Below are 21,927 nucleotides of genomic sequence, written 5' to 3' on the forward strand. Positions count from 1 at the left end.
ACACGCTAGGGTTCGGCCGATGAGCCGTGACGCGCCGGAGAGCCGGTCATCGGCGGTGCTGCGCGGATTGGCGAGCAACCCGGCGGTGCCGTCCGATCCCGCCGTCGAGGTCCGCACCGCCGTCTCGGTCCGCGCCGGCCTCACCGAGCGGCAGCAGGCCGACATCGACGTCACGGCGGCCTACGGCGACGGCCGCTACGGTTCCATCTCCCCCGGCATCATCCACAGGCCCCACCGGCGCTGCTCCTGCGCTGCTTCCTGGAGTGCCAGGGCTGCGGCCGTCATCAGCTCACCGGTGGTCACGGATCCGAGATGTCGAGGGTGACCTTCGACAGCGGGCAGCCCACGCAGGCCAGCACGTAACCGTCGGCCCGCTGTCGCGGGGTGAGGCAGTTCGGCTCGTGCTGCGCGATCTGCCCGGTGCGCAGCCGCACCATGCACTCGCCGCAGTTGCCGACCATGCACGAGTACGGCATCGGCAGCCCCGCCGCGAGTCCCGCGTCCAGGAGCGTCTGGCCGGGCTCGACCACCACGGTCGGGCAGGTCGTCGATCGCTACGGCCTGCACTGGCTCAACGGGTACGGGGCCGACCGACCTCGAGCGCCGTGAGCCGTCCGGCCAGGACGTGCCGCCTGGTCGCCTCGGGACCGGCGGCGGAACCTACGCGGTCAGCGCTATGTACTTCTCCTCGAGGTACTCCAGGATTCCTTCGGAGCCGCCCTCGCGGCCGAGACCGCTCTGCTTGACGCCGCCGAACGGCGCGGCCGGGTCGCTGACGATGCCCCGGTTGACCGCGATCATGCCGGCCTCCAGACGGCGGGCCACCCGGATCGCCTCGCGTTCCTCGCCGAAGACGTACGCCATCAGCCCGTACTCGGAGTCGTTCGCCATCCGCACGGCCTCGTCCACGTCGTCGAAGCGCACCACCGCCGCAACCGGGCCGAAGATCTCGGTCGTGTTGACCGTCGAGCCGTGCTGCACGCCGGTCAGCAGGGTGGCGTCGTAGAAGGCGCCGTGCCGCGACGCCCGGCCGCCGCGCAGCAGCGTCGCGCCCTCCGCCACCGCGGTCTCGACGAGGGCCGCCACCTTGTCGCGCTCCTGCACCGAGACCAGGGCGCCGAGGTCGTGCGAGCGGTCGAGCCCGGGTCCGAGCGAGATGGCGCCCAGCGCGGCGTCGAGGCGCGCGACGAACTCGTCGTGGACGGAGCCGTGCACGTACAGGCGGTTGGCCGCCGTGCAGGCCGCGCCGCCGTTGCGCATCTTGGCCTGCAGCGTGCCCTCGACCGCCGCGGTCAGGTCGGCGCCGGGCAGCACGATCAGCGGTGCGTTGCCGCCGAGTTCCATCGACGTGCTGACGACCCGGTCGGCGCAGGCGTGCAGCAGTTGGCGGCCGACCTCGGTGGAGCCGGTGAAGGACACCTTCCGGACCTCGGGACGGTCGATCATCTGTTGCACCAGCGCGCCGGTCGGCACGGGTGTGACCAGGTTGACGACGCCGCGCGGCACACCGGCGCGGGACAGCACGTCCACGACGTACGCCGCGGTGAGGGGCGTTTCGCGGGCCGGTTTGAGGATGGTGGTGCAGCCGGCCGCGAGGGCCGGGGCGAGCTTGCGGGTCGCCATCGCGGCGGGAAAGTTCCACGGCGTGATGAGCAGTGACACCCCGATCGGCTGGCGGTCCACGATGATCCGCTTGTCGCCGCCGGGTGAGAGCCGGTAGTCGCCGGGCACCCGCACGGCCTCCTCGGCGAACCAGCGGAAGAACTCCTTCGCATAGTTCACCTCGCCCACGGCGTCCGCCCAGGACTTGCCGTTCTCGCGCACGATGACCTCGGCGAGATCGTCGACCTCGGCGCTGAGGATCTCGTACGCGGCACGCAGCACCTCACTGCGCTCGCGCGGTGCGGTGGCCGCCCAGGCGTCCTGCGCGGCGGCGGCCGCGTCGACGGCGTCCATGCAGTCCTGCCCGCTCGCGGCCGCGAAGCGTGCGACGGTGGACAGGTCGGCGGGGTCGACGACGTCGAAGCGGCGGCCGTCGGATCCGGGCCGCCACCGCCCGTCGATGAACAGGTCGGCGTGCATGCGCATCCTGAACCCTTCCGCAACGAGAACGACGGCGCCGGTCGCGCTTGAGCATCTTGTCGTACCGTCATACAATTTTGCAATGCCTGACGACGACGTGGCGCCGAAAGCCGATCTCGCGACCGCCCAGCCCGACGGCTTCGACCGGCTGCTGCGCGGGGCGATCGACCTCCACGTCCACGGCCGGCCCGATCTGTCGCCCGGTCTGCCCAACCGCGGCGACGACCTCGCAGTGGCACGGCTGGCACGGGCGTACGGGATGTCGGGCTGGGTCCTGAAGTCGCATCTGTGGGCGACGACGGACCGGGCCCGGTCGCTGCGGGAGTCGATGGCCGGCACCGGGTTCACCGTGCACGGCAGCATCACCCTCAATCCCCCGGCCGGCGGCCTGGAACCCGCCGTCGTCGAGCTCGCGGCCGCGCACGGCGCCCGGGTGGTGTTCCTGCCGACCTGGGGTTCCGCCGCCGACCTCGGCCGCGGCGGATACATCCCCACGCTGCTGGGCCGCATCGCGCCGTCCTTCGGCGAGTACGCCGCCCGCACACCCATCGCCCTCTGCGAGCCGGACGGACGCCTGTCCGGGCGCACGCGGGCGGTGATCGACGCCTGCCGGGCGCTCGGTGTCGCCCTGGCGACCGGGCACGCCTCGCTCGAGGAGAGCCGGGCCGTCGCGGCGTACTGTGCCGAGGTCGGGCAGCGGCTGCTGGTCACCCACCCGCTGCACTACACGACGGACCCCGCCGTGCTGCGGGAGTTCGCCGACCTGGGCGCCTATCTTGAGTTCTGCAACGCGCCGCTGGTACATCCGGACGGGCACCTGACCGTCCGGGACGTGCACGAGGCGCTGTCCGCGGTCGGCCCCGAACGGGCGGTCCTCACCACGGACGTGTTCTCCCGATGGGTGCCCCCCGAGCCGGAGTGCCTGCGTATGTTCGTGGAGCAGCTCGCCTATCTCGGCTGGACCGCCGAGCAGATCGCCACCATGGTGTCCGCCAATCCCCGCTCGTTCCTGGGAGAACCCGCATGAGAATCGACGCCGTCGACCCCGCGAGCATGACCGGCGACCAGCGGGCGCTGTACGACATCTACACCACCGGGGCCCGGGTGGCGCCGGACAGCCCGTTCACCCTCGTGGACGCCGACGGCCGGCTCCTGGGCCCACCCGCGATCTGGATCATCAACCCGGTGTTCGGCAAGGCGCTGCAGCAGATCGGCAGCGCCGTCCGGTTCGGCTCGCAGCTGCCGGCCCGGGCCCGCGAGATCGCGATCCTGCTCGTCGCTCACCACCACCACAGCGCCTTCGAGCTGTACGCGCACGAACGCGCCGGCGCGGCCGCCGGCCTGACCGAGACCGATCTGGCGGCCCTGGCCGAGCGGAAGGAGCCGGCCGGGCTGTCCGAGGTGGAGGCGTGCGTCCTGCGGACGACCGTGCGCATCCTGGACGCCGGCACGCTGGACGACGACGAGTTCCGCGACGCGGCCACCGCGCTCGGCGAGCCGGGGCTGCTCGAACTGACCACGATCGTGGGCTACTACAACATGGTCGCGTGGCAGCTCGCGATCTTCGACGTCCAGCCGCCGGCATCCGCGTGAGCTACTCGATCTGGATCCTCGAGTACGGCTACGTCGATCGGTTCCCGGCAAGCAACCTGTTCGCCGCGCAGCCGAACGAGGGGCACCGGCGGATGCCGTACTGCTTCGGGCTGATCCGCTCGGCGGACCGGTGCATCCTGGTCGACACCGGCTTCGCCGACCCGGCCGTCCACGAGCGGCTCACCGCCAAGTACGGCGAAACCCGGTGGTGCACGCCGGTGGACGCGCTCGCCCGCGTCGGCGTGCGGGCCGAGCAGGTCGACACGATTCTGCTGACTCACAACCACTTCGACCACGCCGGCTGCGTCGACGCCTTCCCCGGCGCGCACGTCTACATCCAGCGGCGCGAGATCGAGTCCTACGTCGCGGCGGCCGCCCGGCCCCCTCGCTTCGAGTTCCTCACCAGGTCGTGCCAGGCCGATCTGCCGCAGCGGCTGGCGGCCCGCCGCGCGACGCTGGTCGACGGGTTCGCCGAGGTCGCGCCGGGCATCGAGCTGCGGCCGGCCCACGACACGCACACCGCCGGCTCCCAGGTCGTCGCGGTCACCAACGCCGATGACGGCACCTGGGTGTTCGCCGGCGACAACGTCTACAGCTACGAGAACCTCGACGGCCTGCGCGGCGACGGTGTGCTCGCGCCGATCGCGATGACCACCGGCAGCGCGGCGACCTGGCTCGACTTCACCGACGGGATGCTCGCCGGCGTCGGCGGGGACAGCCGGCGGATCCTGCCCTTCCACGAAGCGGCCGTCTGGGACCGGTTCCCCTCCGCGACGTGGGACGACGGGCTGCACGTCGCGGAGGTGTCACTGGCCGGCGGGCACGTCAGCGCTGCGTCCGCAGACCGAACCGGGCGGTGAGCCGGGTCGCCAGCGCATAGGCGAGGTGACCGGCCGGCCACTGCGTCACGTTGTGCCCGGCCGGGTCGTGGTAGTAGTTGTGGCAGCCGGAGTTCATCGCCGACGCGCTGCTCGCCAGCCGCCGGTCGACCCAGTCGACGAACCGGCGGGCCGCTGCCGGCACCGTGTCGATGCTGCGCCGGCGGGTGCGTTCCATCCGGCGCACGGCCCGCACGACGACCTCGGCCTGCCGTTCGAGCTGCGCGATCACCGAGACGCCGCCGTTGGTGTTCGGGCCGTACAGGATGAAGAAGTTGGGGAAGCCGGGCACGGTGATGCCCAGGAACGCGCTGGCACGCTCGCGCCAGACGTCGTGGATGCTGCGCCCGTCGCGGCCCTTGACGTCGAGGCTCGCGAGGAACCGGGTGGGCTGGAAGCCGGTGCTGAGGATCAGCACGTCGACGTCGCGCACGGTCCCGGTCGCGTCGACCACGCCGGTCGGGGTCACCTGGCGCACCGCGTGCGGCACCAGCTCCACGTTGGCACGGTTCAGCGTGGGATAGAACGTGGAGGACAGGACCGGCCGCTTGCAGCCCCAGGGGTAGTCCGGCGTCACCGCGGCTCGGGTCGCCGGGTCGGTGATGCTGCCGGCGATGAACGCTTCGCACAGGGCCCGCATCCGCCGCTGGCGCGAGGATCCGACGTCGTAGCCCCGGAAGCGCCGGTTGCCCTTGTGGAAGATCCAGGCGCGGTGCAGGCGCTGGGCGAGCGGCACGTTGCGGAACAGCCACCGCTCGCGCGGGCTGTACTCGCGCTCATGCTTGGGCTCGACCCAGCCGGGCTCACGCTGGAAGACGTGCACCCGGCCGGCGGTGGGCGCGATCGCCGGGACGATCTGCACCGCGGTCGACCCCGTACCGACGACCGCCACGGACTTGCCGGACAGGTCGTGCTCCTCCCACCGCGAGGTGTGGAAGCAGGGACCCGAGAACGTCTCCAGGCCGGGCCAGTCCGGGTAGCGCGGCACGCTGAGCAGGCCGAGCGCGGAGATGACGACGTCGTACTCCTCGATGTCGCCGTTGCCGGTCGACAGCCGGTACGTGCTGGTCGGCTCCTCCCACACCAGGTCGGTGACGCGGGTGTTCAGGCGCAGGTGCGGCGTCAGCCCGAACCGTTCCACGACGTGCTCGGCGTACTCGAGCAGCTCGGACTGCGTCGCGTGGGTGCGTTTCCAGTCGTACTTGAGGAAGGACAACGAGTAGGCGTGGGAGTGCACGTCGACCTCGCATCCCGGGTACCGGTTGTCGTACCAGGTGCCGCCGACCCCGGCCGACTGCTCGAAGATGACGACCTCGGCCGACGTGCTCCGGCGGAGTTTGACCGCTGCCGCGATGCCACCCATCCCGGCGCCGATGATGGCGACCCGGAGGCGCTTGCGGGTCATCGGCCCTCCTGCGCCGGGTAGTCGGCGGCGTTGAACACCCAACCCTCCATCGCGGAGAAGTCGACGCGCGGCGGGCAGAATACGTCGATGAGGTGGTTGGTGCCCGGGCTGACGGCCTCGCTGGTGTGCAGCGACGGCGGCGGGATCACGGTGACCGACGGCGCGACGACCCGCTGGTGCTCGTCCTCGCGCCAGTTGGCCTTGTTCGTCGTCCACGGCCAGCGGATGTGGTGGACGTACTCTCCCGCCAGCACGATCGAGCACTGTTCGAAGTCGTCGTGCTTGTGCGGCGACAGCTTCGACGGGTCACGTGGCCCTTGCTTCGGGTCGATGAAGTTCACCATGAAGGTGGTGCAGCGGTAGAGCCGGAACGGGGGGTTCGGCAGCGCTGGGACGGTCAGGTCGTAGGTGCGGACCCGGTAGCCGCCGACCGGCTCGGGCCAGGGCCGGAACGGTGGGATGTTCTCGTGCGGCTCGGTGTACGAAGCGGCGTTCACGGCCAGGTCGGCGATGTCGGCGGACCGCGTGGTGAGCAGCCGCAGCACCCTGCCCTGGCCGGTGACCGTGACCGTGCTGTCGCCGGGCGGCACGACGATCATCGTCCGGCCGGATGCGGAGACCTCCTCCCCGGGCGCCTGGACGGTCGCGGTCAGCCCGTCGTCGGCCAGCAGCACCACGTACTCGTCGGGCTGTGCGCTGCGGGCGAAGGTGGCCGTGCCGTCGAGGTCGGAGTAGCCGATGACGAAGTTCTGGCCGCGGGCGTACCAGGTCACGACGTCGCCGGTCTTGTCCGCCGGCGCGAAGTCACGGAACTGAACGTGCTCGGCGCCGGAGAACTGTTCGGGGGTCGGCGGCGTCGCCGCATTCGACGGCAGGGTGGAACGCAGATCGCCTTTGTCGTACGCCATCGGGGTTCTCCTTTCGTTACGGGAGCCGGCCGCGGAAGCCTGCGACGGCGGATGCCGCGGCGGACCTCAGCAGGCTGGTGTCGTTGCTGACCATCACGTACGAATAGCCGCGGTCGGCCGCTTCACGTGCCTGTTCGGGGGTCTGCACGGCGGTGCCGGCCGGCACCGCGCGCGCCCGCGCGGCGGCCAGCAGCCGGTCGACGAGCTTCTGCAGCTCCGGGTCGGACTGCGGCAGGCGGGAGGACAGCTGGAGGTCGCCCATGCCGAGGAACACGCCGTTGAGGCCGGGGATGTCGAGGATCTCCTCGACCCGTTCGATCGCGGCACGCTCCTCCAGCTGGACCGCGCGCATGACCTCTTCGTCGCCGAAGCGCAGGTACTCCTCGCGGGGCGTGCCGCCCCAGCGCCCGGCCCGGGAGGTGATGCCGATGCCCCGGTCGCCGCCGGGTGAGAAGAGCATCTGCCGGACCACCGCGGACGCCTCCTCGACGGAGACCACCCGCGGCACCAGAATGCCGTCCACGCCGGCGTCCAGCAGCCGCTGGAGATGACTGCCGCTGCGGTCGGGGACACGGACCAGGACCGACATCCCGGCGCCCTGCGCCACCACGGTCGCCTGGTAGGCGAACTCGAGGGTGAGCGGGGCATGTTCCTGGTCGATGACGATGTAGTCGAAGCCGGCGTCGGCCAGGATCTCCACCGGCTCCAGCGCCGGGATCTTGAGCCAGGTGCCGATCAGTGTACGGTCGGCCGAGGCCAGACGACGAGCGAAACCCAACCGCGCCATCATGCTCCTCACGAGGGGTTTTGGGTTTCGAGATTGTAGCATCGTCATACGATTTGAAACAACGGCGAGCCCGGCCTCCACGGCTGGGTACGATGTCAGGCAATCGCGCACAAGGAGGACCGGTGACACGGGCGAATGTGTTACGCATCGAGCGGAGCCCAGCACTCATCCGCTCGCAGGTCCTGGAAACCCTGCGGCAGGCCATCCTGGACCGTCGGCTCGCGCCCGGCCAGCGCCTGATCGAGCGGGAGCTGGTCGAGCTCACCGGCGTCTCCCGCACCAGCGTCCGCGAGGCACTGCGGGAGCTCGCGGCCGAGGGCCTGGTGACCGCGATCCCCAACCGGGGCACCATCGTCACCAGCGTCAGCGCCGAGGAGGCGCGACAGCTCTACGAGGTGCGCTCGTCGCTGGAGGCGCTGGCCGGCCGGCTGTTCGTCGAGCACGCGAGCCCGGCCCAGCGCAAGGCGCTCGCCCGCGCGCTGGAGCGGGTCGAGAAGCTGGTCGCCAAGGGCCAGCCGATCCTTGCGGCGAAGGACACCTTCTATGACGTCCTGTTCGACGGCGGCGGCAACGAGGCGCTGAAGTCGGTCGCCGGCAGCCTGCACGCCCGGGTGAGCGTGCTGCGGTCGCTGTCGATGACCGTCCCGGGCCGGCTCGAGCACAGCGTCGCGGAGCTGCGCGCGATCGTCGCGGCCGTCGACGCCGGCGACGCCGAGGCCGCCGCGGCCGCCTGCGCGCGGCACGTCGAGGAGGCCGGCCGGGCCGGTCAGCTCGCGCTCTCCCAGCAGGACAAGGCCTGACGCACTTCCACAGATTGTATGATCGTCGTACGCTGTCCCTGCCCATCGGCAGAGACAGGAGCGGTCCATGAGTGTTGACGAAGGCCGGATTGAGCGCGGCAACCGGGTACGGCGTGAGGTCCTCGGGGACGCCCACGTCGACCGGTCGATGCTGCGGGCGACGGAGTTCACGCGGGTCGTGCAGGAGTACGTCACGGCGAGCTGCTGGGGCGACGTCTGGTCCCGGCCGGGGCTCGACCGGCGCACCCGGAGCCTGCTCAACCTGGCGATGCTCACCGCGCTGAACCGTCCGCACGAGTTCTCGGTGCACGTGCGCGGCGCCCTGAACAACGGCTGCACCGAGGCCGACATCCAGGAGGTCCTCCTGCAGACCGCGGCGTACTGCGGCGCACCGGCCGCCCTTGAGGCGTTCCGGCTCGCCGAACGGGCCATCGCGGAGTGGCACCAGGAGTCCGAGCCGGCCGGAGTCGTCGCCGGATGACCCGGCGGACCGGCGCCCGTGTCGTCGCGGACATGCTCGACGGCTACGGCGTCACCCACGTCTTCCTGGTCCCGGCGATCCTGCGCCGTACCCTCGCCGAACTGGAGCTGCACCACCCGCACATCGAGCGGGTCGTCACCCACGGCGAGAAGGCGGCCGCCTACATGGCCGACGGCTACGCCCGCGTCTCGGGCCGCCCCGGCATCGCGGCGGCGCAGGTGGTCGGCGCCCTGAACCTCGCCGCCGGCCTGCGGGAGCCGTTCCTCGCGGGCTCCCCCGTGATCGCCCTGACCGGCGGCCGGTCGCCCGCGACCAAGTTCCGGCAGGTCTACCAGGAGATCGACGACCTGCCGGCGTTCGAGCCGGTGACCAAGTTCAACGCGACCGTCGATGACGCCGGCCGCTTCCCCGACATGCTGCGTCACGCCTTCCGGGTCGCCACCACGGGTTCCCCCGGGCCGGTCCACCTGCAGATCCAGGGCAACGAGGGCCAGCTGGACACCGACGAGACCGACGCGGAGCCGCTCGTGGAGCCGGCGTTCGCGACCGTGCCGCCGGTGCGCCCGGCGCCGGACGACCAGAGCGTGACGGCGGTGCTGCAACTCCTGGCGGCCTCGGCGCAGCCGGTGATCGTGGCCGGCGGTGGGGTGCGATGGTCGGGAGCGGGCGCCGAGCTCGTGGCGCTGGCCGAGGCGTTGCAGATCCCGGTGGCGACCTCGGCGAACGGCAAGGACACCTTCCCGGGTACGCATCCGCTGTCGCTCGGCGTGGTCGGGACGTACTCGCGGGAGTGCGCGAACCATGCGGTCGCCCGCGCCGATCTGGTCTGCTTCATCGGCACGCAGACCGGCAGCATGACCACGCACTTCTGGGCCGTGCCGCCGGAGGGGACCCCTGCGGTCCAGATCGACATCGAGCCGTCGCACCTCGGGCGCAACTATCCGTTGCGGGCCTCCGTCGCCGCCGACGCCCGCGCGGCGCTGGCCCGGATGCTGACACTGGCGGCGCGCGAGCCGCAGCCGGGTCGGTCCGCCTGGCTGGCCGAGGTCGAGCGGGTGCGGGCCGACTGGCGGTCCCGCTATCGCGAGGTGCTGACCAGCGACGCGGTGCCGATCCGGCCGGAGCGGATAGCCGCCGAGCTCACCAGCGGCCTGCCCCGGGACGCCGTCCTGGTGGCCGACACCGGTCACGCGGGGATGTGGATGGCCCAGTTCCACGACGTCACCTCGCCGGATCAGGGCTATCTGCGCAGCGCCGGACATCTCGGGTGGGCGTTCTCGGCGGGTGTGGGCGCCAAGTGCGCGGCGCCCGACCGGCCGGTCGTGGTCTTCACCGGGGACGCCGGCCTCTATTACCACCTCGGGGAGATCGAGACCGCCGTGCGCCGGAGGGTCAACCTGATCACCGTCGTGAACAACAACCACGGCGGCAACCAGAGCAAGCGCGGCTTCGACCGGGCGTACGACGGGCGGCCCACCGAGCAGTCCCGGGAGCTGTGGACGTACGAGGAGGTGGACTTCGCCCGGATCGCCGCGGAGATGGGCGCGCTGGGCCTGCGGGTGGACAAGCCGGGCGAGCTGGCGCCGGCGCTCGATCGTGCGCTGTCGGCCGGCCGCCCGGTCGTCATCGACGTGCACACCGACATCGGTGTGGTCGCCCCGCCGCCGGTCAGCTTCTAAGGCCACAGAGGCTAGGGCCGTAGCGGGCCGGCGCCGTAGAGGGCTTCGTCGTGCGCGGCGAAGTCCCACGCGCCGGCGCCGCCGGACGGCCGGACGGTGCTGACGATACTCGCGCCGCCGTCCACCGAGACGACCTCGCCGGTCATGTAGGCGGCGTCGTCGCTGAGGAGGAAGGCGACCACCCCGGCGACGTCGTCGCCCGTGCCGGCCCGGCGCAGCGGCGTGCTGCTCGCCCGGCGGGACATGTCGTCCTTGCCGCCGGCCACGTCGGGCGTCGCGGCGAACAGGTCGGTGGGCACGATGCCCGGGGCGACCGCGTTCACCCGGATGCCCAGGGGGCCGCCGTACATCGCGGCGCCGTGCAGGATGCCGAGCACGGCGTGCTTGGAGGTCTGGTACGCCAGCAGGTCCGCGCTGCCGCGCAGGCTGCCGATCGAGCCGGTGATCACGATGTTCCCCGGGGTGCCCTGCACCGCGTACTGGCGGAAGGCGGCGCGGGCGCCGAGGAAGACGCCACGGACGTTCACGGCCATGACCTTGTCGAACTCCGCCACGGTGAGCTCGGGCAGCGTGGCGAACGATCCGGGGATGCCGGCGTTGAGGTGGTGCAGGTCGACGCGGCCGAAGCGCTCGACGGCCGCCCGCAGGTATCCGGCCACGCCGTCCTCCGTGGACACGTCGGCGCGGACCCAGAGGCTGTCGGTCGGCAGCGACTCCGCGACCTTGCGCAGGCGTTCCTCGTCGAGGTCGACGGCGACCACGTGCACACCCTCCTCGGCCAGGCGCCGGGCGGTGGCCGCGCCGATCCCGCCCGCGGCGCCGGTCACCACTGCGACCCTGCCTGTCAGTCCGCGCATCTGCGTACCTCCGAATCACCTGTTCACACTGGTCAGGATTGTAGGTCAGTCATACAATCTTGTCACCGCCACGATTTAACTTGGCAGTAGCAGACAGGAAATCTCTCCCGGACCTTGACATGCGGCGGGATGGATCACCTACATTCCTCTGTACCGGATACACGGACGGCCACCCCGCAATGCGGGACAACGCCGGAACGCAAGGGGGGCATCATGACCAGCACCTCTCGGGGTCCGCGCGCCGCGGCCGACGGGCTGGAGATCGCCAGCGGCGACCTCCAGGTGGTGTCGCGGGTGGTGCAGCTCCTGCGGCTGCTCGCGGCAAACGACACTATCGACCTGGTGTCGGCCGCCGAGGAGCTGGGCGTCGGCAAGTCCACCGCCCACCGCTACCTGGCGTCGATGGAGAACCACGGTCTCCTGCAGCGCCGCGACCGCAATCAGTACGAGTTCGGCGTCCTGCTCGCCGAGCTGGGCACGATGGCGCTGTCCCGGCTCGGTGTCCTCGATCTCGCCGGCCCGGTGATGAACGACATCAGCATGCGCGTCCGGCTCACGATCGTGCTCAGCGTGTGGAACGGCACCAGCCCCGTGGTGGCCCAGGTGCGCGAGGACAGCAGCCGCACGGCGCACGTCTCGATAGCCGTCGGCAGCCACCTCGGGCCGGACGCGGCACAGACGATGGCCTTCTGGGCCTTCCGCGACGAGTCCTACTACCGGTTCCGCGACGGCGCGCCGCCCGTCAACGCGACCGAGGCGGAGCTCGCGGAGGTCCGCCGCACCGGGATCGCGTTCCGCAAGAGCCCCGAGAACGGCATCAGCGCCGTGGCGACGGTGATCCGCGACCCGTCCGGCCAGGTCGTGGCCACGCTGGCCGCCGTCGACATCGCCCAGTTCGTACCAGACGGCACCGACACCGAGGTGGCACGTGCCCTCCTGTCGGGCGCCGAGACGATCAGCCGGCGCATGGTCAGCCCGCTCGACACCGCAACGGACTGACAGCGCCCGGGCCCAGGCCCGGACGGTTCACCGGACGGATTGCCGTCCCCCGATTCACCGTGCGCGAGAACGGGTGAAGAGCCCGATCGAGAAAAGGCGATACATATGAAGACGTACCGATTTCTCACGACGATAGCGGTAGGCGCCCTCATGCTCTCGGGCTGCGGCGTCGGCGGTGACTCCGGCAGCGCAGGCTCCGACGAGAAGGCGCTGACCTGGGCCAGCACCGGCGGGCAGTTCCAGGAGGACGAGAAAACCGCGCTCCAGGTGCCGTTCACCACCAAGACCGGGACGAAGTTCACCAACATCAGCCCGGCGGAGCAGGCCCAGGTGCGGACCATGGTGGCGTCCGGCAAGACCATCTGGGACCTGGCGAACATGAGCTGGATCTACGCCGGCGCCTACTGCGGCGAGCTGTTCGAGAAGCTGGACAACCCCGCACTGGACCGCAGCAAGTTCCCGAAGGGCACGACCGGCGACTGCTTCGTGCCGACCTACCGCTACGCCAACATCTTCAGCTACAACGCCGACATGTTCCCGGGCGAGAAGCCCACGAAGATCAACGACTTCTTCGACGTCAAGCGCTTCCCGGGCAAGCGGATCGTCTACGACTACCCGAAGGCCGGCCTGTTCGAGGCCGCACTGGTCGCCGATGGGGTGCCGCCGGAGCAGGTCTACCCGATCGACCTCGACCGGGCCTTCAAGAAGATCGACACGATCAAGGACTCGCTGGTCTTCGCGCCCAGCTACGGCGCGATCCAGCAGGCGATGGTCGACAAGCAGGCCAGCATGGTGCTCACCGTGACGGCCCGCACGATCGTCTCGGCGCAGAGCGGCGCGAACCTGGTGCCGGTCTGGGACTTCAACACCACCGACATCGGCGCCCTGGTCATCCCGAAGGGCGCACCGCACAAGGCACTCGCCCAGGAGATGCTCGTGTTCGTCACCGAGCCCGCGCAGTCCATCGCGTACGCCAAGCTGACCGGCACCGCCCCCGCCCGGCCCGACGTCGACCTCAACTCGGTCGGCTACACCGACGGGCAGAAGAAGTTCAACGCCTTCCTGCCAGACCGCGGCCGCACGCTCGAGCAGGACAAGCAGTGGTGGATCGACAACACCGACGCCCTGGTCAAGCGCTGGACCGCCTGGAAGGTCAGCTGATCATGGCTGTCTCCACCGCCACCCCGGAGGCGCCCGCGACCGGGCGCCCCGGGCCGGCGCGGGCGGGCCGGGTCCGCCCGCGCGGCTGGCTCCTGCTCGCCCCAGCCCTGATCGCCCTGGCACTGCTGTTCGTCCTGCCGCTGGCGACCCTGGTGGTGGACAGCTTCACCGAGCCGGAGACCGGGCTGGGTAACTACGCCTCGCTGTTCACCGACGGCTACACGATCCGGGTGCTCGGCCGGACACTGCTCATCGCGCTGGTCGTGTCGGTGATCGGGCTGCTGCTGGCGTACCCGTACGCATACGCGATGACCCTGGTCGGCCCGACCATGCGCGGCGTGCTGATCACCGTCGTGCTCGTGCCCTTCTGGACGAGCATGCTGGCCCGCAACTTCGCGTGGCTGGTGCTCCTGCAGGACGGCGGCGTGGTGCAGGACATCCTGCGGCCGTTCGGGTTCGGCGAGGTACGCCTGCTGGGCACCTCACTGGCCGTCGGCATCTCGATGACCCAGGTGCTGCTGCCCTTCCTGGTGCTGCCGTTGTACAGCGCCATGTCGCAGATCGACGGCAGCCTGGTCGCCGCCGGGCAGAGCCTCGGCGCCCCCCGGGCACGGGCCTTCCGCCGCATCTATCTCCCGCTGTCCACCCCGGGCATCGTCGCCGGCATGTCGCTGGTCTTCGTGCTGTCGCTGGGCTTCTACGTCACGCCGGCCCTGCTCGGCTCGAACCGCAACGCGATGATCGCCCAGGTCATCAACGTGCGCGCCAAGGAACTGCTCGACTTCGGCGGTGCCGGCGCGATGGGCATGCTCCTGCTCGTCGTCACCCTGGTCGTGCTCGGCCTGAGCCGCCGCCTGGCGGGGCAGACCGTGGCGGTGACCGCGGCCGGCGGCCAGCCGACGCGCGCCGCCTCCACCTCGGACCGGGCGGCTCCCGTCCGCCCGTGGCTGAGGATCCACACCACGGTCGTGGCGATCATCCTGGTCGCGCCGACACTGGTGGTCATCCCGATGAGCTTCTCGTCGGCCAAGACGTTCCGGTTCCCGCCCGACGGCTGGTCGCTGCGCTGGTACGAGAACCTGTTCACCTCACCGGAGTGGACCGCCGCGATCCTCAACACGCTGCAGGTCGGCGCGTACACCGCGGTGATCGCGACCGTGCTCGGCACGATGGCCGCGTTCGGCCTGGCCCGCCTGCGCCCGCGATGGCGTGGCACGGTCAACGGTTTCCTGCTGTCACCGATGATCGTCCCGCACATCCTCGTGGCGCTGGTGGTCTTCTCCGCGTTCCTGCGTCTCAGCCTGAACGGGACCCTGATCGGCATCATCCTGGCCCACACCGCCATGGCGCTGCCGTTCGTGGTGATCGCGGTGACGGCCCGGTTGCAGGGCATGGACAGCCGGCTGCCCGGCGTCGCGGCGAGCCTCGGCGCCGGCCCGGTCTCGACGTTCCGGCGGGTGACCCTTCCGCTGGTCCTGCCCGGCGTCCTCTCCGGCGCCGTCCTGGCGTTCGTGACCTCCCTCGACGAGGTCGTCATCGCCCTGTTCCTGCAGGCGCCCGGGGCCGTGACGCTGCCGGTCCAGATGTTCAACAGCGTCACCATTCAGATCGATCCGACGATCTCCGCCGCGTCGAGCCTGATGGTCGTGCTGGTCAGTGTTCCCATCCTGCTCGCCCAGATCGTCGGCGTGCGACGCGGAAAGAGAGGCACCCGATGAGTAGCCCGACGGCGCCCACGATCGGCGCCCGCGGCGCCCGGGTCCACCTGGTCGAGCTCTGCAAGCGGTACGGCACCGCCGAGCCGCCCGCCGTCGACCACGTGGATCTCGACATCCGGCCGGGCGAGTTCCTCACCCTGCTCGGACCGAGCGGCTCGGGAAAGACGACCACGCTCAACATGATCGTCGGCTTCACCGAGCCGACGTCCGGACGGATCGAGCTCAACGGCAAGGACATCAGCCGTACGCCGGCGCACAAGCGCAACTTCGGCATGGTGTTCCAGAACTACGCGCTCTTCCCCCACCTCACCGTGGCCCAGAACGTGGCGTTCCCGCTGCGCGAGCGCAAGGTGCCGGCCGCCGAGACGGCCAAGCTGGTCGGCGAGGCGCTGGACCTGGTCGACCTGGGCGGCATGGGCGGGCGGCGCCCGCACGAGCTCTCCGGCGGTCAGCAGCAGCGCGTCGCGCTGGCCCGCGCGGTGGTCTTCTCCCCCAGCGTGCTGCTGCTCGACGAGCCGCTGAGCGCGCTGGACCGCAAGCTGCGCCAGTCGTTGCAGCGCGAGATCAAGCGCCTGCACCAGGAACTGGGCCTGACCTTCGTCTTCGTCACGCACGACCAGGACGAGGCGATGACGCTGTCGGACCGCATCGCCATCTTCGACCACGGCAGGATCGTCGCCGTCGGCACCCCGGTCGACCTGTACCACCGGCCCACGACCCGGTTCGTGGCCCGGTTCCTGGGCGAGTCCAACGTCTTCGGCGGCCGGTACCGCTCGGCGGACGTCTACGAGTGGCACGACCGCAAGTGGACGGTCGGTGAGCCGGGCGACGACAGCGAGCAGCAGTGGCTGATCGTGCGGCCGGAGCGCATGCGGATCGCCCCCGACGAGGAGTCGGTGCCGGCCGGGAGCAACGTCGCCCCGGCCACGGTCACCGACATCTCCTTCTACGGCACGTACTACCGCATCGAGCTGGCCTTCGGCGACGACTCCGTCGGCAGCGCGGTGCTGCCTGTCGGCGCGCCGGTAGCGGTCGGCCCGGGTGCCCGGGTCATCGCCCACTGGCGGCCCGAAGACCAAGTCCTGGTGTCCGAGTGACGGTGAGGAAACAGATCATGATGACAGTCGACTACGCGTTCGACCCCGATGCCGACGAGGACCGCAAGGTGCCCGACGAGCAGGCCGACAGCCTCCTGGTCGGCGCGGTGGACCTGCACCAGCACCCGGGCCCGAGCCCGTTCCCGCGCCGGATGAGCATCCTCGACGCGGCACGCGACGCGTCGAACGCGGGATTCCGGGCGATCGTGGCGAAGTCCCACCACCACAGCATGGTCACCGACATCCTGGCGCTGCGTTCGGCGGGGCTGGCCGAACTGCCGACGCAGGTACACGGCGGGGTCGCGCTCAACCGGACGGTGGGTGGCCTGAACCCGTACGCGGTGGAGCTCGCGCTTCGCATGGGCGGGCGCATGGTGTGGTTCCCGACGCTCTCCTCCGCCGCCCACGTCAAGCACCACGAACACCACGACACCGGCTTCCCGACGTCCGAGGTGGAACTGAGGCCCAACGAGATCATCTCGATCCTCGACGACCGGGGCGGCGTGCTCCCCGAGGTCCGCGACATCCTGTCGGTGATCGCCGCTGAGGACGCCGTGCTGACCTGCGGCCACCTGGGGGTCGAGGAGTCCCAGGCGCTGATCGACGCCGCGCTCGAGGCCGGCATCGGCCGCATCGTGGTCAACCACCCCATCTTCGTCGTCGGTGCCTCGGTCGAGCAGGCGGTGGCGTGGGCGCGGCAGGGCGTCACCATCGAGCACTGCATCGTCATGTACTTCGGCCACGAGCACCGCCGGCGCGACCTGGACGAGCTGCTGACCTTCATCAAGGAGGTCGGCGTCGAGCGGACCATCCTGTCGTCGGACTCGGGCCAGAAGAACAACCCGCTGCCGGTGACGCTGTTCCGCCGGGCCGCCCGCGGGCTGCTCGACGCCGGCATCGCCGAGGACGACATCAGGCGGCTGGTGGGGACGAACGCCGGGCAGCTGCTCCTGTCATGACGGTCGCGCCCGGCTCGGACCAGTACCAGGTGACCATCGTCAAGTACGGGACCCGGCAGACCGTACGCAGTGACGTCTACCTCAACTACCACCTCTATGGCGAGCCGGACGGCCCGATCGGGATGGACTACTTCTTCTGGGTCGTCCGCAACGCGCACCGCACGATCGTCGTGGACACCGGGTTCTCGGCCACCGGCGGCGCCAACCGCAAGCGCACCACGCTGATCGAGCCGGCGGCCGCGTTCGACGCCCTCGGGGTCGACCGGGCCGCCGGGCCGCCGGTGGTGGTCACCCACGCGCACTACGACCACATCGGCAACCTCGACCTGTTCCCCGGGTCGGCGCTGATCGTCGCCGCCGCGGAGTACGACTTCTGGACCGGGCCGTACGCGACCCGGACGCTGGTGCACCACTCCGTCGAGGACGAGGAGATCGACCACCTCCGGCAGGCCGCACGGGACGACCGGCTGCGGACCTTCGACGACGAGGTCTCACCGGCCCCTGGCGTACGCGTGATCCGGGTCGGCGGGCACACCCCGGGACAGAGCGTCGTCCTCGTGAACACCAGCGAGGGCGCCGTCCTGCTCGCCTCGGACTCGGTGCACTACTACGAGGAGTACGAGCGGAACATGCCGTTCACGCAGGTCGCCAACCTCATCGACATGTATGCGGGCTTCGACCGCATCCGCGCCATGCGGGCCGACCACCTCGTCGCCGGCCATGACCCCGACACGCTCGGCCGGTTCACCCCCTGTGATCTCGCGGGCATCACAGGTCTCGCAGCCACCATCGGAGAGGAGCCCTGATGAGGATCGGTTTTGCCGGCCTCGGCAACATGGGCGGCCGCATGTGCGCCTGTGTCGTGCGCGCCGGCCACGACGTGCTCGGTTACGACCTCCGCAAGGAGAACGTCACCACGGCCGGTGCCAAGCCGGCGGCGTCGGTCGGCGAGGTGACCGACGGCTCCGACATCCTGCTGCTGTCGCTGCCCGACAGCCACGTCGTCGAGGCGGTGGTGCTCGGCGACGACGGCGTCCTCGCCCACGCCCGTCCCGGCCTGATCGTGGTCGACCTGTCGACCGCTGCACCCGACTCGACCACCCGGCTGCACGGGATGCTCGCCGAACGCGGCACGGCATACCTCGACGCCGGCATCTCCGGCGGCGCCGCCGCGGCCGACAAGGGCGCGCTCACCCTGATGGTGGGCGGCGAGGCGGACGTGCTCGACCGTGCCCGCCCGGTGCTGGACCTGTTCGCCGCCAACATCTTCCACTGTGGACCGAGCGGGGCCGGCCACACCGTCAAGCTGCTGAACAACTTCCTCAACGCGATCGCGCTCTCGGCCACCGCCGAGGTGATGGTCGCCGCGAAGAAGGCGGACCTCGACCTCGAAACCGTCCTCGCCGTGCTCAACGCCGGCTCCGGCGTCAACTTCGCCACCCGGAACCGCTTCCCCAGCATCATTCACGGTGACTACCTCAAGGGCGGGCTCACCAACACGCTGATGCTCAAGGACGTGAACCTGTACGTCGAACTGGTCGCCCGGCTGGGGGTGGCAAGCCCCAACTCGGCCGGCCCGCTGGCCAGCTTCGGCCTGGCCCGCGCCCTCGGTTACGCCGACCAGATCAGCAACACCGTCGTCGACGCCCTCGGGGACCTGTCGGGCGGCGTACGCCTGCACACGAAGGAGGACCCCGCCGCATGAACATCGTCCACGGCCACGCCGAGCACGGCCCGTCCGAGCACCGCGCGACGGTCACCGGCCAGGCCTGGTTCGAATCGGTGCTGCCCGCGACCGACGGCACCACGATCGCCACGGTGACCTTCGCGCCGGGCGCGCGCACGTACTGGCACAGCCATGAGCACGGCCAGATCCTCCAGGTGGTCTCCGGACGAGGGCTGGTCTGCTCCGAGGGCGGCCGGCCTGAGGTGATCCAGGCCGGGGACAGCATCTGGGTGCCGCCCGGCGAGCGGCATTGGCACGGGGCGGCCCACGACGCATTGATGACCCACACCGCGATTTCGCTCGGCACCACCTTGTGGGCCGAGGAGGTCACATCGGCCGACTACCCGGCGCCGGTGCCCGAATGATCGGCTTTCTGGGTCTCGGCAACATGGGCGGTCCGATGTCGGCCCTGCTGGTCCGCGCCGGCTACCGCGTCCAGGGTTACGACCCGGCCGCACCGGCCCGGCAGGCGCTCGCCGAGGCGGGCGGCATCGCAGCCGACGACCTGGCCGGCGCCGTCCGCGGCGCCACGGTCGTCGTGCTGATGCTGCCGAACTCCGACATCGTCGAGAGCACCGTCCGCGACGAGCTGTTCAAGGTGGAGCGTGGCGCGACCGTCATCGACATGGGCTCGTCGGAACCGACGCGCACACGGGCCCTGGCCGCCGAGCTGGCGGACCGAGGCATCACGCTCCTCGACGCTCCCGTCTCCGGCGGGGTCGCCCGTGCCCGCACCGGGAAGCTGACCATCATGACCGGCGGCGAACCCGCCGATCTCGAGCGCGTGGAACCGATCCTCGCCTGCCTCGGCACGACCACACGGGCCGGCGGAGTCGGCAGCGGCCACGCCGTCAAGGCGCTCAACAACCTGCTCTCCGCGACCCACCTGCTGGTCACCTCCGAGGCGATCCTGGCCGGCGAGCGGTTCGGCCTGGACCCCGAGACCATGCTGTCCATCTTCAACAGTTCCAGCGGCCGCAGCGGCTCGACCGAGAACAAGTGGCCCAACTTCGTCCTCCCCGGCACGTACGACTCGGGCTTCGGCCTGCGCCTGATGCTCAAGGACATGCGCATCGCCACCGGCCTGGCCGACCAGGTGGGCGCCCCCGACCCGCTGGGCCACGCGGCGGTGGAGCTGTGGGCGCGAGCCGCCGAGGCGCTCGAGCCGTCCGCCGATCACACCGAAATCGTCGACTGGCTGCGAAGGACCGATCGCTGATGACGCTCACCGCCCGGCAGCAGGAGATCAAGGACGAGTTCATCCGCGTGCGGGGAACCTGGAGCGACACCTGGGAGGGAGTGCTCCGGCTGGACCCCGAGTTCCTGAAGGCGTACCTCGGCTTCTCCGCCGTCCCGTGGCGCAACGGCGTGCTGGAGCCGAAGGTCAAGGAGTTCATCTACATCGCGATCGACGCGAACGCCACCCACATGTACCTGCCGGGCGTACGCCAGCACATCAGGGCCGCCCTGGCGCTGGGTGCCACCCCGCAGGAGATCATGGAGGTGTTGGAACTGTCGGCGACACTGGGCATCCACGCGATGAACATCGGCGTGCCGGTCCTCGTCGAAGTGCTGCAGGAGAAGGGCCTGCGCACCGGCCCGGCGCCGCTCACCGAGGAGCAGGAGCGGCTCAAGGCCGACTTCACCAAGACCCGCGGCTACTGGCATGCCTTCTGGGACGAGATGCTCGAACTGGACCCGGCGATGTTCGCCGCCTACACCGAGTTCTCCTCGGTGCCGTGGCGCACCGGGGTGCTGGAGCCGAAGGTCAAGGAGTTCGTCTACATCGCCTTCGACACCGCGGCCACCCACCTGTACGTCAAGGGCCTCAAACTGCACATCGAGAACGCCATCGGCTACGGCGCCACCGCCCGCGAGATCCTGGAGGTCATGGAGATCGCGTCGGTGCTGGGCATCCACGGCGTGACCGCGGCGGCGCCGATCCTCCTGGAGGAGATGGAAGCTCACCGCGCCACGTAACCACCGTCCACGCTCAGAATCGTGCCGGTGATGCCGGCCGACTCCGGCGAGGCCAGAAACACGATCGCGCGGGCCACCTCATCGGGCGTCGACAAGCGCCCGATGGGGTGGTTGCCCAGGGTGACGGCCAGGCTGGCCGCCGGATCCGGATCGGCGCTCCTGGCCTCATCCATGAACCCGGTGTCGACGGCCCCCGGCGCGACGGCGTTGACCCGCACTCCGCGGGCCGCCCATTCGACAGCAAGCTGCCGGGTCAACTGCACGATCGCGCCCTTGGTCATCGCGTAGACGACCTGGTTGGGCACACCGATCAGCCCGGAAATCGACGCCGTGTTGACGATGCAGCCGCGGCTCTGCGCCAGATGCGGCAGGGCGGCCCGCGCAAATCGAAACACCGGCCGCACATTCGTGGCGAACAACGCGTCGAAGTCGTCATCGCTCGTCTCGAGAATGGGCCGCCGCAGGAACCGCGCCGCATTGTTGACAAGCAGATCAAGCCGCCCGAACTCGACCGTCGCCCGCTCGATCACCGCGCCCGGCGTCGCGTCCGCCGCGACGTCCGCGGCCATCGGCACCACCCAGCCGTCCTCCGCCAGGTCGGCCACCGCGGGCGAGACGTCAACCGCCACCACCCGATAGCCCGCACCCCGCAACCGAACCACGACATCCCGCCCGATCCCCCGCGCGGCCCCAGTGACTACAGCGCTCAGCTCCATACGTCGCCTTCCCTGCCTCGTGTGCCTCAATCAGATCGTACGACGATCATACATTTTCAGGACGCGCGGAGAAGACGTTGGACGCTGCCGCGTTGCGGGAC

General features: G+C 70.7%; 24 protein-coding genes. 17 read left to right on the plus strand and 7 right to left on the minus strand.

Annotated elements, in window-relative coordinates:
* Positions 1–19: 19 nt before the first annotated feature.
* Positions 20–325 carry a hypothetical protein gene (locus OHA72_RS58485; protein WP_327004734.1) on the plus strand — a complete coding sequence of 102 codons (306 nt, stop codon included), beginning with the start codon at positions 20–22 and terminating at the stop codon, positions 323–325.
* Here the strand turns inward: OHA72_RS58485 and OHA72_RS58490 are convergent.
* Together OHA72_RS58490 and OHA72_RS58495 are read right to left on the minus strand one after the other, a co-directional pair.
* Positions 300–533: a 2Fe-2S iron-sulfur cluster-binding protein gene (locus OHA72_RS58490; RefSeq protein WP_327004735.1), complete on the minus strand. Its 234-nt coding sequence runs from the start codon at positions 531–533 to the stop codon at positions 300–302. The genes OHA72_RS58485 and OHA72_RS58490 overlap by 26 nt on opposite strands.
* A 127-nt stretch (positions 534–660) precedes the next feature.
* The gene (locus OHA72_RS58495) at positions 661–2,088 is read right to left on the minus strand and encodes an NAD-dependent succinate-semialdehyde dehydrogenase (RefSeq protein WP_327004736.1); all 1,428 of its coding nucleotides are present in this window, start codon (positions 2,086–2,088) and stop codon (positions 661–663) included.
* 76 nt (positions 2,089–2,164) lie between these two features.
* Here OHA72_RS58495 and OHA72_RS58500 point away from each other — a divergent pair, with 76 nt between their 5' ends.
* From OHA72_RS58500 to OHA72_RS58510, 3 genes are read left to right on the plus strand one after another with little or no spacing between them, the layout of a single operon-like run.
* Positions 2,165–3,109, plus strand: a complete 945-nt coding sequence (locus tag OHA72_RS58500; RefSeq protein ID WP_327004737.1) for a DUF6282 family protein — start codon at positions 2,165–2,167, stop codon at positions 3,107–3,109.
* Entirely contained in the window at positions 3,106–3,675 is a 570-nt protein-coding gene (locus OHA72_RS58505) for a carboxymuconolactone decarboxylase family protein (RefSeq protein ID WP_327004738.1), read from the plus strand. The genes OHA72_RS58500 and OHA72_RS58505 overlap by 4 nt, the downstream gene beginning before the upstream one ends.
* Entirely contained in the window at positions 3,630–4,535 is a 906-nt protein-coding gene (locus OHA72_RS58510) for an N-acyl homoserine lactonase family protein (RefSeq protein ID WP_327004739.1), read from the plus strand. Before OHA72_RS58505 ends, OHA72_RS58510 begins: the two co-directional genes overlap by 46 nt.
* Here the strand turns inward: OHA72_RS58510 and OHA72_RS58515 are convergent.
* The 3 genes from OHA72_RS58515 to OHA72_RS58525 are packed head-to-tail and all read right to left on the minus strand — an operon-like array spanning position 4,501 to position 7,644.
* A complete protein-coding gene (locus tag OHA72_RS58515; protein ID WP_327004740.1) occupies positions 4,501–5,958 on the minus strand; it encodes a flavin-containing monooxygenase in 1,458 nt (485 codons plus the stop codon). The genes OHA72_RS58510 and OHA72_RS58515 overlap by 35 nt on opposite strands.
* Positions 5,955–6,866 carry a cupin domain-containing protein gene (locus OHA72_RS58520; protein WP_327004741.1) on the minus strand — a complete coding sequence of 304 codons (912 nt, stop codon included), beginning with the start codon at positions 6,864–6,866 and terminating at the stop codon, positions 5,955–5,957. The genes OHA72_RS58515 and OHA72_RS58520 overlap by 4 nt, the downstream gene beginning before the upstream one ends.
* Before the next feature lie 16 nt (positions 6,867–6,882).
* Complete coding sequence (locus OHA72_RS58525) at positions 6,883–7,644, minus strand: HpcH/HpaI aldolase family protein (RefSeq protein WP_327004742.1); 762 nt, start codon at positions 7,642–7,644, stop codon at positions 6,883–6,885.
* Between the two features lie 131 nt (positions 7,645–7,775).
* Between OHA72_RS58525 and OHA72_RS58530 the strand changes: the two genes are divergently transcribed.
* From OHA72_RS58530 to OHA72_RS58540, 3 genes are all read left to right on the plus strand, one after another.
* Positions 7,776–8,453: a GntR family transcriptional regulator gene (locus OHA72_RS58530; protein ID WP_327004743.1), complete on the plus strand. Its 678-nt coding sequence runs from the start codon at positions 7,776–7,778 to the stop codon at positions 8,451–8,453.
* A 67-nt stretch (positions 8,454–8,520) separates the two neighbouring features.
* Complete coding sequence (locus tag OHA72_RS58535; RefSeq protein ID WP_327004744.1) at positions 8,521–8,934, plus strand: carboxymuconolactone decarboxylase family protein; 414 nt, start codon at positions 8,521–8,523, stop codon at positions 8,932–8,934.
* A complete protein-coding gene (locus OHA72_RS58540; RefSeq protein WP_327004745.1) occupies positions 8,931–10,613 on the plus strand; it encodes a thiamine pyrophosphate-binding protein in 1,683 nt (560 codons plus the stop codon). Before OHA72_RS58535 ends, OHA72_RS58540 begins: the two co-directional genes overlap by 4 nt.
* 11 nt (positions 10,614–10,624) lie before the next feature.
* On the opposite strand, the gene OHA72_RS58545 is transcribed toward OHA72_RS58540, so the two are convergent.
* Positions 10,625–11,470 carry an SDR family NAD(P)-dependent oxidoreductase gene (locus OHA72_RS58545; RefSeq protein WP_327004746.1) on the minus strand — a complete coding sequence of 282 codons (846 nt, stop codon included), beginning with the start codon at positions 11,468–11,470 and terminating at the stop codon, positions 10,625–10,627.
* A gap of 213 nt (positions 11,471–11,683) precedes the next feature.
* On the opposite strand from OHA72_RS58545, the gene OHA72_RS58550 reads away from it, so the two are divergent.
* The 10 genes from OHA72_RS58550 to OHA72_RS58595 all read left to right on the plus strand — a co-directional run bounded on the left by OHA72_RS58550 (position 11,684) and on the right by OHA72_RS58595 (position 21,110).
* Positions 11,684–12,469 carry an IclR family transcriptional regulator gene (locus tag OHA72_RS58550; protein WP_327004747.1) on the plus strand — a complete coding sequence of 262 codons (786 nt, stop codon included), beginning with the start codon at positions 11,684–11,686 and terminating at the stop codon, positions 12,467–12,469.
* Positions 12,470–12,619: 150 nt separating this feature from the next.
* Complete coding sequence (locus OHA72_RS58555) at positions 12,620–13,630, plus strand: extracellular solute-binding protein (protein WP_327004748.1); 1,011 nt, start codon at positions 12,620–12,622, stop codon at positions 13,628–13,630.
* A gap of 2 nt (positions 13,631–13,632) precedes the next feature.
* Positions 13,633–15,348, plus strand: a complete 1,716-nt coding sequence (locus OHA72_RS58560) for an ABC transporter permease subunit (RefSeq protein WP_327004749.1) — start codon at positions 13,633–13,635, stop codon at positions 15,346–15,348.
* The gene (locus OHA72_RS58565; protein WP_327004750.1) at positions 15,345–16,445 is read left to right on the plus strand and encodes an ABC transporter ATP-binding protein; all 1,101 of its coding nucleotides are present in this window, start codon (positions 15,345–15,347) and stop codon (positions 16,443–16,445) included. Before OHA72_RS58560 ends, OHA72_RS58565 begins: the two co-directional genes overlap by 4 nt.
* Positions 16,446–16,462: 17 nt before the next feature.
* Positions 16,463–17,404, plus strand: a complete 942-nt coding sequence (locus OHA72_RS58570) for a DUF6282 family protein (protein ID WP_327004751.1) — start codon at positions 16,463–16,465, stop codon at positions 17,402–17,404.
* Positions 17,401–18,210, plus strand: coding sequence for an N-acyl homoserine lactonase family protein (locus OHA72_RS58575; RefSeq protein WP_327004752.1), 810 nt, complete (start codon positions 17,401–17,403; stop codon positions 18,208–18,210). The genes OHA72_RS58570 and OHA72_RS58575 overlap by 4 nt, the downstream gene beginning before the upstream one ends.
* Positions 18,210–19,109 (plus strand): NAD(P)-dependent oxidoreductase, encoded by a 900-nt coding sequence (locus OHA72_RS58580; RefSeq protein ID WP_327004753.1) that lies wholly within the window; start codon positions 18,210–18,212, stop codon positions 19,107–19,109. Before OHA72_RS58575 ends, OHA72_RS58580 begins: the two co-directional genes overlap by 1 nt.
* Positions 19,106–19,495 (plus strand): cupin domain-containing protein, encoded by a 390-nt coding sequence (locus tag OHA72_RS58585; RefSeq protein WP_327004754.1) that lies wholly within the window; start codon positions 19,106–19,108, stop codon positions 19,493–19,495. Before OHA72_RS58580 ends, OHA72_RS58585 begins: the two co-directional genes overlap by 4 nt.
* Positions 19,492–20,349, plus strand: a complete 858-nt coding sequence (locus OHA72_RS58590; RefSeq protein ID WP_327004755.1) for an NAD(P)-dependent oxidoreductase — start codon at positions 19,492–19,494, stop codon at positions 20,347–20,349. The genes OHA72_RS58585 and OHA72_RS58590 overlap by 4 nt, the downstream gene beginning before the upstream one ends.
* Positions 20,349–21,110 (plus strand): carboxymuconolactone decarboxylase family protein, encoded by a 762-nt coding sequence (locus OHA72_RS58595; protein ID WP_327004756.1) that lies wholly within the window; start codon positions 20,349–20,351, stop codon positions 21,108–21,110. The genes OHA72_RS58590 and OHA72_RS58595 overlap by 1 nt, the downstream gene beginning before the upstream one ends.
* On the opposite strand, the gene OHA72_RS58600 is transcribed toward OHA72_RS58595, so the two are convergent.
* On the minus strand, positions 21,095–21,826 hold the full coding sequence (locus OHA72_RS58600) for an SDR family NAD(P)-dependent oxidoreductase (protein WP_327004757.1): 732 nt from the start codon (positions 21,824–21,826) through the stop codon (positions 21,095–21,097). The genes OHA72_RS58595 and OHA72_RS58600 overlap by 16 nt on opposite strands.
* Positions 21,827–21,927 lie beyond the last annotated feature (101 nt).

The organism is Dactylosporangium sp. NBC_01737 (genome assembly GCF_035963215.1).
Lineage (GTDB): Bacteria > Actinomycetota > Actinomycetes > Mycobacteriales > Micromonosporaceae > Dactylosporangium.

Bases quoted from the DNA above. Each gene is read 5' to 3' on its own strand.
- OHA72_RS58585 (WP_327004754.1), top strand. From the start codon at position 19,106: ATGAACATCGTCCACGGCCACGCCGAGCACGGCCCGTCCGAGCACCGC.
- OHA72_RS58600 (WP_327004757.1), bottom strand. From the start codon at position 21,826: ATGGAGCTGAGCGCTGTAGTCACTGGGGCCGCGCGGGGGATCGGGCGG.
- OHA72_RS58575 (WP_327004752.1), top strand. From the start codon at position 17,401: ATGACGGTCGCGCCCGGCTCGGACCAGTACCAGGTGACCATCGTCAAG.
- OHA72_RS58590 (WP_327004755.1), top strand. From the start codon at position 19,492: ATGATCGGCTTTCTGGGTCTCGGCAACATGGGCGGTCCGATGTCGGCC.
- OHA72_RS58520 (WP_327004741.1), bottom strand. From the start codon at position 6,866: ATGGCGTACGACAAAGGCGATCTGCGTTCCACCCTGCCGTCGAATGCG.
- OHA72_RS58495 (WP_327004736.1), bottom strand. From the start codon at position 2,088: ATGCGCATGCACGCCGACCTGTTCATCGACGGGCGGTGGCGGCCCGGA.
- OHA72_RS58485 (WP_327004734.1), top strand. From the start codon at position 20: ATGAGCCGTGACGCGCCGGAGAGCCGGTCATCGGCGGTGCTGCGCGGA.
- OHA72_RS58580 (WP_327004753.1), top strand. From the start codon at position 18,210: ATGAGGATCGGTTTTGCCGGCCTCGGCAACATGGGCGGCCGCATGTGC.
- OHA72_RS58560 (WP_327004749.1), top strand. From the start codon at position 13,633: ATGGCTGTCTCCACCGCCACCCCGGAGGCGCCCGCGACCGGGCGCCCC.
- OHA72_RS58550 (WP_327004747.1), top strand. From the start codon at position 11,684: ATGACCAGCACCTCTCGGGGTCCGCGCGCCGCGGCCGACGGGCTGGAG.
- OHA72_RS58565 (WP_327004750.1), top strand. From the start codon at position 15,345: ATGAGTAGCCCGACGGCGCCCACGATCGGCGCCCGCGGCGCCCGGGTC.
- OHA72_RS58505 (WP_327004738.1), top strand. From the start codon at position 3,106: ATGAGAATCGACGCCGTCGACCCCGCGAGCATGACCGGCGACCAGCGG.
- OHA72_RS58540 (WP_327004745.1), top strand. From the start codon at position 8,931: ATGACCCGGCGGACCGGCGCCCGTGTCGTCGCGGACATGCTCGACGGC.
- OHA72_RS58515 (WP_327004740.1), bottom strand. From the start codon at position 5,958: ATGACCCGCAAGCGCCTCCGGGTCGCCATCATCGGCGCCGGGATGGGT.
- OHA72_RS58555 (WP_327004748.1), top strand. From the start codon at position 12,620: ATGCTCTCGGGCTGCGGCGTCGGCGGTGACTCCGGCAGCGCAGGCTCC.
- OHA72_RS58545 (WP_327004746.1), bottom strand. From the start codon at position 11,470: ATGCGCGGACTGACAGGCAGGGTCGCAGTGGTGACCGGCGCCGCGGGC.
- OHA72_RS58535 (WP_327004744.1), top strand. From the start codon at position 8,521: ATGAGTGTTGACGAAGGCCGGATTGAGCGCGGCAACCGGGTACGGCGT.
- OHA72_RS58595 (WP_327004756.1), top strand. From the start codon at position 20,349: ATGACGCTCACCGCCCGGCAGCAGGAGATCAAGGACGAGTTCATCCGC.
- OHA72_RS58570 (WP_327004751.1), top strand. From the start codon at position 16,463: ATGATGACAGTCGACTACGCGTTCGACCCCGATGCCGACGAGGACCGC.
- OHA72_RS58500 (WP_327004737.1), top strand. From the start codon at position 2,165: ATGCCTGACGACGACGTGGCGCCGAAAGCCGATCTCGCGACCGCCCAG.